This window comes from Coprococcus sp. LG101-27, from assembly GCF_027695515.1.
Taxonomy (GTDB): Bacteria; Bacillota; Clostridia; order Lachnospirales; family Lachnospiraceae; genus Allocoprococcus; species Allocoprococcus comes.
Genome location: NZ_JAQEUJ010000008.1, coordinates 63360 through 78383, shown reverse-complemented (window position 1 = coordinate 78383; position 15024 = coordinate 63360). Strand labels below are relative to the sequence as shown.

The following is a 15024-nucleotide window of genomic DNA, read 5'->3' as shown; positions in this document are numbered from 1 at the left end:
TCAAATACCTGCATTTTCAAATTATACTGTAATCTCAATTTGATTATCTTCAACCGCAACAATGCAGCTTTCGTAATATCCATCACCCGTAGTCCGTGGTCCACTGATAACCTCATAACCATCCGCTTTTAATTCTGCCGTCAACGCATCCACTATTTCTATACTTCCTACGCTAAAAGCTATATGTGAATATCCCGTACGAACTATTTTCTTCGGTAAATCAGCCATTTCCGGTAAATTCATTATTTCAATACGTGCACCATCCTCAAATGTGAGAAAATACGAATAAAAGCCTGTTTTCTGATTATGATATCCAGCATTTGATTTTGCTCCCAAATATTTCATAAAGAATTTTTTTGTATTTTCCAAATCATTTACATAAAGTGCAACATGTTCAATTCTCATGATTATTACTCCATTCCTGATGCTCTGATTCATCGTTCAAATCGTTTCATCCTTTCAACTTATCTGCATTTCCTGTAAGAAATGATCCATATGCTCTTCCAGTAACTTTATCACTTGACTTTTGTCTTCTTCTCCATCATATATGCTATAAAGCAAAAAAATAGGTCCATAAAAATCAAGTGCTGTCTGTCTGGCTTTTCCTTCATCGCCCAGCATTCCTGAAAACAAAGCTTCCATATAAGTTAATGGTCCGCTTGCAAGATAATTCTGATATAGCTGTGCCATCTGTGGCTCCCTGTACTGTTCCAATGCCAACATCTTACGAAAACAGCTTGAAAATTCTTCCTCCGTCCAATGAAGAAACTGCACCTTTGTGAACTGCTTAATCTTATCAAATGCCGTTTCTTTATACTCGGCTGTAACCTTTTCCAGCTCACCCTCCGACATTTCATACTGCTTTACTCTCTCAATATCCAATTCATTCATTTTTTCAATAATACTGTCCAATATCTCCTGCTTGCTTTTATAATGCTTATACAATGCAGCCTTGGTTACTCCAAGTTTTGAAGCAATATCATTCATGGATGTTCCTATATATCCACTCTGTGCAAATAACTTCAAAGCTTCTTCCAATATTTTTTCCTTTGTGTTCTTTTCTTTGCTTTCCATGTCTATCTCCTAATTTAAATCTGTTATTAAGTTATCTTTTGGTAACTTGTCAAGTAAATTATAAATTAGTGTTTTTTTCCATATCAATGATTTGTGAAATGAAAAAGGCTTTGTCTATCTGCCGAAAATAATATTTTCTATCGTCCGCCTTCACCATCTGGCAGCAATGTAACAAAATAATAAATAATTCCGAATACAGCTATACTTCCCATCATAATACCGATCATCTGATTTACACCTACCACATTTCCATGAAATACCGGATTGCAATCAAGAGTGGCTCTTATCGCTTCAACCATTTCATCCGGATAATGTTTTCTCTCCATCTCCATGAATACTCCGTGAAGCATATGATTCTTAATCAATGAAGTGGCATATGTACTCGGGAGATAAGACAGTGCCTTCTGAAGACCTGATCCAAAATTTGAAATCGGCATATAAGCACCACATATAAAACCATATCCTGCGCTGACAATTGTACCTACAGCCGAAAGCTGTCCCTGTGTTGTCAACGGAAAGCTAATGATACTTGAAAGCGTACTTCCAAACAGGACGAGCAATATCATATCAAATAAAACCCATAATACATCTACTACATTCAGATACCATCCCATTTTAAGCAGATATCCCAGACATAATACAAACGCAAGTGCATTGACCATCAATGAATTAGCTACTGTTGACAGAAAATATCCTAAATATATTTTTCCCTTGCTGACCGGCGAAACATTAAAATCCTTCCATGTTCCATTTGCCTTGTCCTGCACCATAGTCAGATTCACGCAGAATGTTACAGTAATACAGCTTACTGCCATAAGTGATGCTGTCAGTTGTGCTGCCACGGTTCCATTAATGAGCTTATCTGAAATCGTGATCATATACGGAATCGCTGCTGTAAAAGAATCTCTGAAAACTTTTGCAAGAAACGTAGCATACAGAACAATCAGAATGACGGGGGTAATCATTGATGTAAACAACATCCCTTTATCTTTAAAAAACAGTTTCCTGTTCCTGTTCATCAATGCCAATACTGTTCTCATCAATGCTCACCTCCTAGCTTTTTCCCTGTGACTGCAAGAAATACATCATCCATTCCGCCTTTTACTACTTCATAATCCCTGAATAGGTCCTGATGCTCTACAATAAGCTCCGTAGCTTCTTTCGTATTTCTTACTTTTATCTGATATCCGTCACGTATTTTTTTATATTCTCTGTTCAATGACTTTATTTCATCTTCGGAAATACCGTAAACAGACACTATATCCTGTACATAATCATTTTTAAGTTCAAACGGTGTACCTTCCGCTGCGATACTTCCTTTGTCGAGAATCACAACATACCCGGCATTAGCAGCCTCTTCCATATAATGGGTGGTTAGAAATACTGTCATATTTTCATTTTTCTGAAGCTTCTCGATAACATTCCAGATTAATTGCCTTGTCTGTGGATCAAGCCCTGTTGTAGGCTCGTCAAGAATCAAAATTTCCGGTCTGTGCAATAATGCACGGGCAATATCACTCCTCCTTCTCTGACCTCCCGACAGCTTACCTACAGGTCTGTTTAAAAACTCGTCAAAATCCAAAATCTCGACCAGCTCCTGTAATCTCTTATCAAAGGCATTCCCTGTAATGCCGTACAAAGCAGCTCTGCTCATTAGGTTCTCTTTCACCGTAAGTGGTTTATCAAGTACGCTATCCTGAAATACAACACCAAGCATCCTTTTTGTCTGTGCGCCGGCTTTGTCAGTTTCTATTCCGTTTACCTGAACCGTTCCACTGTCTTTTTTCAGCAGTCCACAAAGAATAGAAATGGTTGTACTTTTCCCTGCACCGTTTACTCCTAGAAATGCAAACAATTCTCCTTTTTTCACACGAAAGCTCAAATCATTTACCGCTTTTACTTCGCCAAAGCTTTTATTCAGGTGGCTGATTTTAATGATATCTGATTCCATATCTTCTCCTTATATTTTCATTTTTCCTTAAATGCTGCAACATATGTTGGATTTATCTTTTAAAATAAAATCCATATATTAAAAAGTAATATGAATGCAAAAATTGTCCATGCCCCTTAGCAGTTACCAATCGGTTACTTATATTGTAGTAACCAATTGGTAACTTGTCAATCTTTTTATAATCTTCTATCGGATGAACATCCGAAACATAAATCATCGGATCATATGAATAAAAAATATAATTTTTTCGCTTGCCGTTTTCGTTCTTCACTTGTTTTGTTATAAGCCATTATCTTTCATCCGATCTGATTTTTGGTATAGAAATCAAATCGGAGCATGGCGGTGACCGGATATGTGATATCCCACAATTCTCAAAAAATGTCGAAAAAAAGTGTTGCAACCAGTATGATGATTACAACACTTTGTTCATTCTTATTGTTTAATTCTTTTTGCTGGACCCATTGATGCAAATACCACTTCTCCTATTGCTCATGTCTCCCCTCAAAACATTACATTTAGAAGCATATGACATAATAATTAACCACTACCCCATATTATAAATACCACCCAGAGATACTTATTTCAGACTGATAATCAGATTTTTATTGAATTTATTAATCTATATGTTATGACAACATATCTTTCAGACATGTACTCCGGTAGTCACTCGGTGATATTTTATATCTTTCTTTAAATACTCGGTTAAATGTTCTCTGACTTTCAAATCCACTATCCAGACAAATGTTTGTAATAGAATCACTCGTATTTTCCAAACGCTGGCATGCATAGTTCAGCCTTACATCGTTAAGATATTGATTAAAGTTTCTATGGAATGTTTTGGAAAAGAGTCTGGATAAAACATATTTGCTCACCCCCAGATCTTTTGCCATCTCTTCCAGCGAAAATTTCTTCTTAAAATTTGCTGATATATAGGAAACTGTCTGGTAAATAAGATCGTTGCTCCCCACATTACTCTTTTCTACCAAATTTAATTTTCCTATGCAACGTGCCAACACAATTTGAAGATATGCCTGTGCAACAGTAATATCCGACTGTTCTGTCTCTAAAATTGCATTTATAACCCTATATACCTCCGGTTCAACCTTTTCCGCTTTGATGATTGGATATTCAGGAGCCATGGATTGCATGATATCTGCAAATTTGGCTATCGTAAATGGCGATGCAATCAGATAAGTCGCTTTATTTACACCGGGTATCAGTACCTGATAGTGATGAATAACATCTGGAAATACAAAGCCTATATCTCCTTTTTCCATATGGTATAGTTCCTGTCCGACACCAAGTTCTAATGCTCCACTTGTTACACAAACGATCTCCAGTGCATTATGAAGATGTGGTTCAATATGTTTTGACTTCCTATTTATTGCTATGATCTCCTCTTTTGTGTCAACATATTTTAACTGCATGAAATACTCCCCTTTGCAACATTTGTCTATATCTTCTTTCGATTTGGCAAGCAATCCTTTTACACCTATCTTATAATCAACTTGTAAATAAGGAAAGGAGGAATTGCAAATGAGCAACCTAAAAAAATATCTGAATGACCTTTTAGTATTCTACACTGAATATTTTGAGCATCCTTACCATGCATAAATACTAAAAGGACTATTTTGTGAAAACTGAATATTTTCTTAAGGCCATTTCACAAAAATGAAGTGGTCCTTTTTTATTTTCAAAATACAGTTCAATCACTTTATATATAGAAAAAAGCACTGTCTCATCGAGCAACGACCAGACAACGCTTTCTCCTGTCAATTCTAATTTATGTCTGATGCATCTGTTACTTCATCTGTAGCAATTCCTTTTTCTGCTTTCAGTTTTTTATTTGCATCTTCTACATTCATTCTTGAAAGTACAAACATAATCAATACATCAAAGATTAACGGAAGCCAAAGATACATAAACTGCATCATATCAAGTGCAGACTGCGGCTGAGTTGCATTTGTTCCGATATATCCACTGAACTCAAGCAGCCATCCAACAACAGCGGTTCCAATACCTCCACCGATTTTTACGCCAAGAGAAGTACAAGAGTACATCGTTCCGTCAATTCTCTTTCCCTGTGTAAGATAAGTGTACTCAGAGCAGGATGCGATAACTGCATTCATATCTCCCTGCCATGGTCCCTGACCTAAGGCTGCAAGAGCTGTAAATGCCATCATCAGCGGAACACTGCCCATATATCCTGCAACAACAACAAGTGCTCTACCGATGACTGCTAAGACATAACCTCTTAAGTTCAGTTTATACATACCTTTCCACTTACCAACTAATGTCGGTGTGAAAATCAGGGCAATGATCAGTGGAATATTTACTGCCCATGCAAATTGTCCAAACAAATTCTTATTTTTCAGTACCCATGTCATGTAATAAATGCCAGCTCCAATCATGGCACCATATAACTGCTGTAAAATATATGTTCCACAAATCATCATGTAATATTTGTTTTTAACAAGAAGCTTGAATGCCTGTACCATTCCGTACTTTTCATTATCATTCTTTACTTCTCCTTCATTAAGTTCTTCCTCCGGAAGTTCCTTAACAGAAAGTGCTGAAATCGTATTTACGACCAGACCAATGATTGCATAGATAATAGCAACCGTTCTCCATGCTGCAGCATCTCCACCACATTTATCTACAAATCCAACTGTAATTGCCTGAATCAGAAGACTTGTTGAAAACGCAAAAATAAAACGGTAAGATCCCATCTGCACACGCTCTTTGCTGTTCTTTGTAATCAGTGACGTAAGTGCTGAATAGGCAATATTGTTTGCTGTATAAAACACACCATTTAACAGTGTGTAAGAGATAAAGAACCATGCATATTTAGCCGTTGTTCCCAAGCTGACTGGTACTGCAAAACAGCAGACCAGCGTAATGGCACAACCAATATATCCATATAGCATCCAGGGTTTCGCTTTTCCCATTTTACTGTGTGTTTTGTCAATCATTGATCCAAAAAATATATCCGTAAAACCATCAAATAGTTTTGATACGGCAATCAGGGTACCTACGACACCTGCAGCAAGTCCTACTGAGTCCGTCAAATAGACCATCATAAAAGATGTCAGGAACGCATAGACTACATTACCTGCAATATCGCCTGATCCATATCCAATTTTGTTATACCACTTCAAATACTTTTTTTCTTCCATCGAATTTCTTTGCTCCTCATCTTCATCGCACTTAGAATTTCAAGATGTCTAACAGAGTATGATGTCTAATTCTAGTTTTTTCTCTGTTTTTGTCTGATTGCTCTGTATATCCGGACTTTACATAACAATCAGACTCTCTTTCCTTGTTTACGGGTTACATGAAACTTTATTATCCCTTTATATACGGTATCAGTGTAAATTGGAACCGGAATAATACATCATCAAATCGGTACTGCTCCAATACAACTGGACCACAACTGTTAGAACCAATGCCATTTAGTGCATAGTCAACACAAAATACTACACTATCTGATTCTGTCAGTTCATAATTATGCGTTTTCTCCTCAAGTTCTTCCTGCGTATAATAAGAAGCATTGAATGAGAAAGCATTTTCCGCAGAGACCACAATTCCATATCGGCTGTTGTTAAGCTCTACATATTCACAATCATAATGGCTTCCATTTTCCTGTGGGCGAATATAATCCTCATGCAAATCATCTACATTTGCCTGATACAAGCCGTGGCTCGCAGCCTGATGTTTGTCACAATAGCTTTCCTGTGGTCCCATTCCAAAGTATCGTGCAGCTGAAAGTTTTTTATCCAGGAACATCCTCACACCAAATCTTGGCAGGTCCGGAAATTCATCATCTTTTGTTACTGCAATATCTGCATCAATCTTTCCAGCAGCTTCTATTTTCCATGTGATCGTCACATCAAGAATCTTCTGTACTGTCTCTGCCACAACGGATGCATGGCTTATAATTTTCACACCATGCTTTCCCTGCACGACCTCTGTCGTGTAAGCTCTTGTATAAGCTTTATCATAATGGGCTTTCTTCCATTCAGACTTGATGTACATATCATTATCTGTTGGTGCCCTCCAGATATTTAATTCCATCGGGTGGTTCAGATATTCCCGACCTGCAAATTTCATCTCTGTAAAAAGTGCAGTCCGTCGGTCGATTGTATATGCGAATTCACGGCCTTTGATATGAATCTGGGTATCATCTTCACTCACCTGTAATTCAGAATCCGTCACTGTTTTTTCAACCCATTTTTCTGCTAACTGGCATTTGGCATCCTTCTGGCTTACTTCGATCTCATCAAATCCAAGGATATAATCCTCTTCCAGCAGAGGCATTTCTTTTTTCAGGTGGTAAATAAGTTTTAAATAACATTTTCCATTTTCCGGAACGTTGACCTGCAGGTTTGTTTTTCCTTCACTATGTGGTACCACAGATACTTCATCAAGTTTTCCTTTCCCAATCAAAAGTCCATCCTGTGTCAATTCATAGCTGATTTTCACATAATCTTTCAGATTATCAAAATCCATGTAGTTATGAAGCACCAGTTCTCCGCTTTCTTTGTCATAGGAAATAACCCTTGCCGGGCGATAAACATTCTTGTATTCCAAAAGTCCTGTATGTACCGTTCTGTCCGGATATACTAATCCATCCATACAGAAGTTGCCATCATGAATTTCTTCGCCATGGTCGCCCCCATAAGCATATATAGTCTTTCCATTCTCAGCAGTTCCATGAGCAATCGCATGGTCACACCATTCCCAGACAAAACCGCCACACATTTTATCATTATCCTGAATCATCTGGAAGTAATCTTCAAAATCTCCAGGTCCGTTTCCCATACTGTGACAGTACTCTACCAAAAGAAAGGGTTTGCTTCCATCTTTATCCAGATATTCCTGAATTTCGGAAAACGCCGGGTACATCCGGCTGTACACATCCAGATTGCTGTAATCATATGTTTCATCATAATTACGATATCTTGCACTCTCATATTGTGTGATACGGTCTGGATCAAAATTCTTTGTCCATTCCAGTGCTTTTTCAAAGTTGCAGCCATAAGCACTCTCATTTCCCATTGACCACATAACAATACAGAAACGGTTTTTGTCACGTTCCACCATGAGTTTTACTCGATCAACGATTGCCTCTTCCCATACCGGATCATCTGCAATCTTCTCATTCCATCGTTTGAACCGATTGTAATCGGTGTCTTCTTTTCTGTAGATCATAAATGGACCATGAGCTTCAATATCTGCTTCATCTATTACCATGAATCCATACTTGTCACACATTTCATAGAAAAATGGTGCGTTCGGATAGTGGCTGGAACGGATCGCATTAAAATTATGCTGCTTCATTAACGTAAGATCGGTTGTAATCTGTTCCGGATTGATTGTAAATCCAGTAACCGGATCAGAATCATGTCGATTGACACCACGGAATTTAATCTTCTGTCCATTTAAATAAATAACCTGGTCTTTAATCTCTATCTTTCTTAATGCAATGTGATCTACAATTACTTCATTCTCTGTTTCAAGAATCAGTTTATATAGATATGGATTTTCTGTATTCCAAAGTTCCGGACTTGCGATTTCTAATACAGCTGTTCCTTCTTCAGCAATACTTCCTAGTGCTACAACTGCTCCGTTTCTATCTTCAATCGAAATTTTTACATTTAACGGAGAGTAGAATTTCATTTCAATTTCTACTTTCGCAAGCATATCCTCAATTCTTGTTTTAATATGATAATCACTGATTGCCTGTTTTGGGCGTTTCAAAATGTACACATCCCGGAAAATACCACTCATACGGAATTTGTCCTGATCTTCCAAATAGGAACCATCACACCACTTCATGACCAGAACCGCTATGCTGTTCTCTCCGTCCCGAAGGAGGTCGGTGATATCAAACTCACTGGTCATATGAGAAACCTGGCTATACCCTACATAAGAGCCATTGATCCATACATAAAAGCAACTGTCTACTCCTTCAAAATTCAAGAAAGCTTTTGGTGCATTTTCATCTTTGTGATAAACAAAGGTATGTGCATATGTTCCACATGGAATATCCTGTGGTACATACGGTGGATCAAATGGGAACGGATACCTGATGTTTGTATACTGATGTGTGTCATATCCTGCCATCTGCCATACACTCGGAACCTGAATCTCATCAAAATTTTCTGTATCATAATCTTTCTCAAAGAAAGGTTCCTGAACATCATAGATACTGTTAAAATACTGAAACTTCCAAGTTCCGTTCAATAACTGCATTCGGTCTGACTCTTCCCTGTGCTCCACCAGGTTATCCATTCTTTTGGATGCCGGAATAAAATAGGCTCTGGCTGGCATTGTATTTTCATGCAGTACGCTTAAATCCTCATAATAACGTGGTACAATCATAAATAACTCTCCTTTAATACATATACATTTTTTTGCACTTTGTTTTTCCACAGCAAACCTTGTCTTTTACTTTTATGTTTACTCTTCTCTGTTTTGCTATATATATCTTATCCTAATCTGCAAAACATGTCTATGAATTGGATTAGACAAAATATGCACTAAATGATACAATAACAAAAAAGGAAAAGAGGTGCTACCATATGTATATGAATACCGGTTATTTAAACCACTCCCATATGGATTTCAAAGACAAAAGTCGCCCACTGGTTGTAGGAAGTTGCGGTACTTACCGCCTTTCCAGCCATCCAAAGTTACCAACCTACCGTCCAAGGGGACGCCTGGATTATCAGATTATCTATATCACTGCTGGTTGTGGGCATTTTCATTTTGACAATATGGATACCGAAACGATTGTCCCCGCCGGTAATATTGTACTGTACAGACCGAAGGAACTTCAGAAATATGAATATTATGGGAAAGATAAGACAGAAGTATACTGGATTCATTTTACAGGCAACAATGTAAAAAATATCCTACGGCAATATGGATTCCCGGATAAAGAGCGTGTATTTCAGGTCGGAACCTCTATGGAATACGAACAGATTTTCAAGCGTATTATCATCGAGCTTCAGCGTTGCCAAGATAATTATGAGGAAATGCTTGTCCTTCTGCTCCGTCATCTTCTTATCATCTTTCATCGGGAACTGACCAGGGAACATATCTCGAAAAATGAATACCTGGATCACGAGATGGATAACGCAGTTACCTTTTTCAGTGAAAATTATAACCAGAATATTAGCATAGATGATTATGCTGCCTCACGTGGAATGAGTGTCAGCTGGTTTATCCGAAACTTCAAAAAATACACAGGTTCTACACCAATGCAGTTTATTGTGGGAATCCGAATTAACAATGCCCAGATGTTACTTGAAACAACAACCTATTCCATCAATGAAATTTCTAAAATCGTTGGGTATGATAATCAGCTTTATTTCAGTCGGCTTTTCCACAAGCTGAAAGGATATTCCCCAAGAGAGTACCGAAAGATAAGAAACAAGTTCTAAAATCCACAATATCATAAATCCAGTTTCCCCTCCAAAAGAGGATGCCACGGAATCATCAAATCAACGATTCCATGGCATCCTCTTCTCTCTTTTTGCTATTCTTATTTTACAAACTCAACCGAATAATAATACATATACTCATAAACCATTTCTTACCATGACGATTTGATTTGTGTTGCTTTCCGCTGGAATTAAAGCGTCAGCCTTCTAGATGTCAAAATTTCGAGACTCAATCACACTCTCTATTTTCTCGCTGTCTACGCTTAACAACTGCCATTACTGACAGGCACCCAAGACTCGATACTGGCGGTTGGTTAGACCTTACCAGGCAGGCATTTCATCTGCTAGACTATTCGCCCTTATCTGGGCGCACAATCCCAATTTATCATCCCACTTTGCTTCTTGTAATGGAGAATTCCCCATTCAGCTCATTCATCGTTGCATCGGACTGATCCATGTAGAAGTTACCGGTATTTAAGTTGACCGGCTCAAATCCAAATTCACAGTACAGTCCTCTTCCCATCAATGCTCCGTCAATCCGCATCTTATCCTGATCCGTAAGAGGTGCCGGGCTATATGGGACATTGGTCTGTGGGTTACGGATAAAGATCGTATTATTCGCAACAACCAGTGCATGCCGACCAGATAATTCATACTGGTATCCGCATCCGGGATACAGCAGAACAATGCGACCTTCTTCTCTCCGATGCTGTACAGATCCAGTTCGTCCGTACAGGTCAGATTGGCGATCTGTTTCAGATTGAACGCTGCCAGACGGACACCAACAGAAATCAAAATCGACTTCACAGTCTTTCCAGTAACAAAATGTCAATAGTTTTTTAATCACTTTTTCAAAAAAGGCAAAAAAATAGAACGTATAGTTAATTTCCATACGCTCTATCTCACATTTCATATTATATTTTTGAAGTCTACAAACTGTTAAGGAAACAATCGGAGTTGGTGTAAACGAAAAAGCAGCCTTGAGTTCTGATAAAAACTGCCCTTTCGTTTACATCAATTTCGATTTTACCTTGGTGAACAAAGTCGCGTCCCTTTAGCCGATAGCTATGGGGATTCAATCGTTGCTCTTTTCCTTAAGTTTATCATACCGGATGTTTTGGTAAAAGTTTTTTTCTTCAAGAAATCAATTTCAGGCATGACAAACAAACCTCCTATGCGGAAGTCATTTATTCTATGCAATTGTAGATTTTAACATCTCATATGTGCACGAAAAGAAGAACTGTATTTATCTTTGCGGGGTGATACCATATTCCCTCCGCAAGAAGAACATTTGCATACATCGATATTATACAAAACCTTTATCATTTCTACGGCATTTAGATTTTTTAATGTAGAAATGTATTTCTTACATCCAAGCAGGTTTCTGCAGTGAGTTATCTTTTTTCTCTTGTTTCTACATGATAGCAGACCATAGTGCCGGATTCTGACAAATCGTTTGGGAGGAACATGCATCATGAATCGACGGATGAATTCTTCTCCTGAAATTGTTTTCTCTTTCCAGCAGCCTTCGTTTTTATAGTCTTTTACTACATATGTAACTGTCGTATCTGTCATGGATTTGATTCGATGATTACTGATTGCTATCCTGTGGGTATATTTTCCAAGATAATTGATAACCGACTGTGCACCATTGAAAGTTTCTTTACAGTAAGTGACCCAGTTCTTTTCATAACACTTATCAAAAAGTTCTTTAAAATGATAGCTGTTCTGATATTTCTCTGCTGTACCATGAAATTTAAGCTTAGAATCATTCCACAGGCTTTTTAACTCATCCATATATTTTCCACGAAACACTTTTGAGATAACACCATATGGGAGAAAAAATTTTCCACCTGTATCTTTCCAGTTGTTTTCATCATCAAGTCCACCTCCAAGAACAATGGTATGAATATGCGGATGATAATTCATTGCAGAACCCCAGGTATGAAGAATACAGATATACCCTATATTAGCTCCTAGATATTTTGCGTCTTTTGCCAATTCATTCAAGGTTGCTGAGGCAGCATGATACAGTGCATCATACAACAGCTTCTGGTTGCTGTAAATGATGGAATTCAATTCATCAGGAACTGTGAATACTACATGATAATAAGGTGCATCAAGTACATTCTCTTTTTGTGCATCAATCCATTTCTCTTTCGGAAACTCCTGGCACATGGGACAGCATCTGCTTCTGCAGGAGTTATTATGAATGCTGATACATCCGCAGTCTTCACAAACACTGATGTTTACACCAAAAGCGCCTGTTTTACAGTTCATGATATGATAAGCTGTTTTTCTATGATGAGCAGGAGGGCTATTCCTCTTTTCATAAGAAGGATAAAACCGTTCAAATACATCTTGTATCGTACATGATTTCTCCATAATCATTCACCGCCCATCTCATCAAATGGACTCCTAATTCCAAGCAGAGTTTTATTGCTTACATGCAGATAAACCTCTGTTGATTTTGGATCACGATGTCCCAGAAGCGCTTGAATATATTTTACATCACAGCCGGATTCAAACAGATGACTTGCAAAGCTGTGACGTAAACAATGCGTGGAGACGTGTTTCTGAATGCCTGCTCTTTTGGTACTTTCACGAAAAAACTGAATGACACTATCTTTTGTAAGATAATCCCCTGTCCATGAACTTGGGAACAAAATCCCTCTTGGTCTGCCACATTGAAACCAGTATTCTGTCAGTATCTCGAGCGTCCGGTCTGCAAGCAAAGTATAACGATCAGAGCGACTTTTCCCATCACGGATGTGTATGGTTTTGTTCTTGCGTGAAATATCATCATAATGAAGATGTGTGACTTCTGAAACACGTAGTCCGCCTGAATACATAGTAGCAATCATAGCTTTGTGTTTCAGATTTGGCGTAGCATCAAGAATAGCCGATATTTCTGCTTTTGTAAGCACTGTCGGTAACTTCCTGTCCCTTTTCATACGAGGTATGTCCTCATCGTCCCAATTCATCTTCAATACTTTCTTGTAAAAGAAGCGGATTCCTGAATGGTAGTGATTGTATGTTTCTGGTGAAATCCCGGAAAGTTTCTTTTCAGTTAGGAATATATCAACATCGTCAGTTGTTAATGCATCTATATCCTTGGCTGTGTGGTTCAAAAAATGAGCAACACTGGTACAGTATGCATGAATCGTGGAATCCTTGAGATTCCGTTTATTTGCAGCAGATCGAATCTGATTAAAAATTTCTTCGTACATAATAAAATCCTCCATGTAAAATCAGTAGTTAATGAAAAAACCTGCTTACATGGAGGTGCATTAGCATAATAAAACCACTTGTCAGAAAAGCGGTCAAATGGTATTCTTTTCATAGGCAGTGGTGTCTTTCTGTATTGAATTGTTTTGTGTGGTAACTTTACAATATCAAATACTGGTAAGAATTGCCATTGCCTATTTTATTATTGAGAAAAAGAAAGCTGCGCCACAGCCTTGGCAGACCATCGCGCAGCGATTTTGTTCAACTTGAAGTTGTCGATTTCCTTGCAATAGAAAACAACATTCTGATTTACTCACTATTTCGCAATTACTATTTTCAAAGTGATATCCCCATTTGACAAAAGTTCTGTCACATCACCTTTTGGAATATTCATTTTCCCCAGTCTGGTATATGCCCATGAATTTGATCCATAAAACACTACTATTTTGTCTCCACTGTATAGAACTATATCACCGCTATGAGTAGTTATCTGCTCATCCTTTTTTGTATAACTTTTTCCCAGAGAACCAACCTGCTCATTGTCACTATACATAGACATCTGCACTACGATATCACCTTTGCCTGCTTCTTCCATAAGTTCTTGCACAGTCTGATTATCTTCCCATATAACCGGGATTTCAGTGTCGTTAAAATTATAACTTCATGTATTCTTTCTCATCATCCATCGCCGATTTGACGGTAATTTCTGTTTCTCTACATCCTACAAGCCCAGATAAAACTAATATACACAGACTAAATAACAGTACTCTTTTCAAACTCATAATTTCTTTCCAAGTTCATATGCTTTTTTCATCACATCAGCATGGCTTGCAGCTATATTTGCAGCATCAATTCCACCGCCACCGACCATGCCTTTCAAGGAAGCCTTTTCAAAACAGTCTACCCAGCCTTGCAGACCATTGTAGGCTTTTTCAAATGCACTTTCATCATTCTCAGCAGCAGTTGCAATCATATAAATATCTCTGAATGAATAATCTGTCGAATATAAAGGATTCAATCTATCAAGAAGTGTTTTCATCTGGCCACACATCTCATAGTAATAAATTGGTGTTGCATAGACAATGACCTCCGCATCCTTTACTTTTGCCATAATATCTGCAACATCATCCTTCAGTACACACATCCCATTCCTCTGACAGGATAGACAACCGATACAATATTTTATATCTTTTCCTTTCAAAGAAAGAAGTTCCACATCATGCCCGGCTTCTTTTGCTCCCTTTGCACACTCATTTGCAAGTATATCAGAATTGCTGCCTCCTCGAAGACTTGTCGATATGATCAATACTTTTTTTGCCATGA

The 15024-nt window shown here is 37.9% G+C and carries 13 protein-coding genes; 1 reads left to right on the top strand and 12 read right to left on the bottom strand.

What is annotated here, in order from left to right; translation table 11 throughout:
* Nucleotides 1-21: 21 nt before the first annotated feature.
* The 7 genes from PG766_RS07935 to PG766_RS07905 all read right to left on the bottom strand — a co-directional run bounded on the left by PG766_RS07935 (nt 22) and on the right by PG766_RS07905 (nt 9409).
* Entirely contained in the window at nt 22-405 is a 384-nt protein-coding gene (locus PG766_RS07935; protein ID WP_008372125.1) for a VOC family protein, read from the bottom strand.
* Nucleotides 406-459: 54 nt separating this feature from the next.
* Nucleotides 460-1074, bottom strand: a complete 615-nt coding sequence (locus tag PG766_RS07930; RefSeq protein ID WP_118198818.1) for a TetR/AcrR family transcriptional regulator — start codon at nt 1072-1074, stop codon at nt 460-462.
* A 137-nt stretch (nt 1075-1211) separates the two neighbouring features.
* Nucleotides 1212-2114 (bottom strand): ABC transporter permease, encoded by a 903-nt coding sequence (locus PG766_RS07925; RefSeq protein ID WP_118198817.1) that lies wholly within the window; start codon nt 2112-2114, stop codon nt 1212-1214.
* Nucleotides 2114-3025: an ABC transporter ATP-binding protein gene (locus PG766_RS07920; RefSeq protein WP_118198816.1), complete on the bottom strand. Its 912-nt coding sequence runs from the start codon at nt 3023-3025 to the stop codon at nt 2114-2116. Before PG766_RS07920 ends, PG766_RS07925 begins: the two co-directional genes overlap by 1 nt.
* Nucleotides 3026-3651: 626 nt before the next feature.
* Complete coding sequence (locus PG766_RS07915) at nt 3652-4452, bottom strand: helix-turn-helix transcriptional regulator (protein WP_118198815.1); 801 nt, start codon at nt 4450-4452, stop codon at nt 3652-3654.
* A 351-nt stretch (nt 4453-4803) separates the two neighbouring features.
* Complete coding sequence (locus PG766_RS07910) at nt 4804-6201, bottom strand: MFS transporter (RefSeq protein ID WP_055157439.1); 1398 nt, start codon at nt 6199-6201, stop codon at nt 4804-4806.
* Nucleotides 6202-6370: 169 nt separating this feature from the next.
* Nucleotides 6371-9409: a glycoside hydrolase family 2 TIM barrel-domain containing protein gene (locus tag PG766_RS07905; RefSeq protein WP_118198814.1), complete on the bottom strand. Its 3039-nt coding sequence runs from the start codon at nt 9407-9409 to the stop codon at nt 6371-6373.
* Nucleotides 9410-9609: 200 nt separating this feature from the next.
* Here PG766_RS07905 and PG766_RS07900 point away from each other — a divergent pair, with 200 nt between their 5' ends.
* On the top strand, nt 9610-10473 hold the full coding sequence (locus tag PG766_RS07900) for an AraC family transcriptional regulator (protein ID WP_055157435.1): 864 nt from the start codon (nt 9610-9612) through the stop codon (nt 10471-10473).
* Between the two features lie 385 nt (nt 10474-10858).
* Here the strand turns inward: PG766_RS07900 and PG766_RS17235 are convergent, their stop codons facing one another.
* The 5 genes from PG766_RS17235 to PG766_RS07875 all read right to left on the bottom strand — a co-directional run bounded on the left by PG766_RS17235 (nt 10859) and on the right by PG766_RS07875 (nt 15022).
* Nucleotides 10859-11365, bottom strand: coding sequence for a hypothetical protein (locus tag PG766_RS17235; RefSeq protein ID WP_182438603.1), 507 nt, complete (start codon nt 11363-11365; stop codon nt 10859-10861).
* 317 nt (nt 11366-11682) lie between these two features.
* Entirely contained in the window at nt 11683-12858 is a 1176-nt protein-coding gene (locus PG766_RS07890) for an IS91 family transposase (RefSeq protein WP_330428608.1), read from the bottom strand.
* Between the two features lie 2 nt (nt 12859-12860).
* The gene (locus PG766_RS07885) at nt 12861-13703 is read right to left on the bottom strand and encodes a tyrosine-type recombinase/integrase (RefSeq protein WP_118198812.1); all 843 of its coding nucleotides are present in this window, start codon (nt 13701-13703) and stop codon (nt 12861-12863) included.
* A 314-nt stretch (nt 13704-14017) separates the two neighbouring features.
* A complete protein-coding gene (locus tag PG766_RS07880) occupies nt 14018-14308 on the bottom strand; it encodes a cyclophilin-like fold protein (protein WP_243014394.1) in 291 nt (96 codons plus the stop codon).
* A gap of 171 nt (nt 14309-14479) precedes the next feature.
* Entirely contained in the window at nt 14480-15022 is a 543-nt protein-coding gene (locus tag PG766_RS07875; RefSeq protein ID WP_118198810.1) for a flavodoxin family protein, read from the bottom strand.
* Nucleotides 15023-15024 lie beyond the last annotated feature (2 nt).

Coding starts and splice junctions, on each gene's coding strand:
- PG766_RS07935 (WP_008372125.1), bottom strand. CDS start 405: ATGAGAATTGAACATGTTGCACTTTATGTAAATGATTTGGAAAATACA.
- PG766_RS07930 (WP_118198818.1), bottom strand. CDS start 1,074: ATGGAAAGCAAAGAAAAGAACACAAAGGAAAAAATATTGGAAGAAGCT.
- PG766_RS07925 (WP_118198817.1), bottom strand. CDS start 2,114: ATGAGAACAGTATTGGCATTGATGAACAGGAACAGGAAACTGTTTTTT.
- PG766_RS07920 (WP_118198816.1), bottom strand. CDS start 3,025: ATGGAATCAGATATCATTAAAATCAGCCACCTGAATAAAAGCTTTGGC.
- PG766_RS07915 (WP_118198815.1), bottom strand. CDS start 4,452: ATGCAGTTAAAATATGTTGACACAAAAGAGGAGATCATAGCAATAAAT.
- PG766_RS07910 (WP_055157439.1), bottom strand. CDS start 6,201: ATGGAAGAAAAAAAGTATTTGAAGTGGTATAACAAAATTGGATATGGA.
- PG766_RS07905 (WP_118198814.1), bottom strand. CDS start 9,409: ATGATTGTACCACGTTATTATGAGGATTTAAGCGTACTGCATGAAAAT.
- PG766_RS07900 (WP_055157435.1), top strand. CDS start 9,610: ATGTATATGAATACCGGTTATTTAAACCACTCCCATATGGATTTCAAA.
- PG766_RS17235 (WP_182438603.1), bottom strand. CDS start 11,365: ATGGAAATTAACTATACGTTCTATTTTTTTGCCTTTTTTGAAAAAGTG.
- PG766_RS07890 (WP_330428608.1), bottom strand. CDS start 12,858: ATGGAGAAATCATGTACGATACAAGATGTATTTGAACGGTTTTATCCT.
- PG766_RS07885 (WP_118198812.1), bottom strand. CDS start 13,703: ATGTACGAAGAAATTTTTAATCAGATTCGATCTGCTGCAAATAAACGG.
- PG766_RS07875 (WP_118198810.1), bottom strand. CDS start 15,022: ATGGCAAAAAAAGTATTGATCATATCGACAAGTCTTCGAGGAGGCAGC.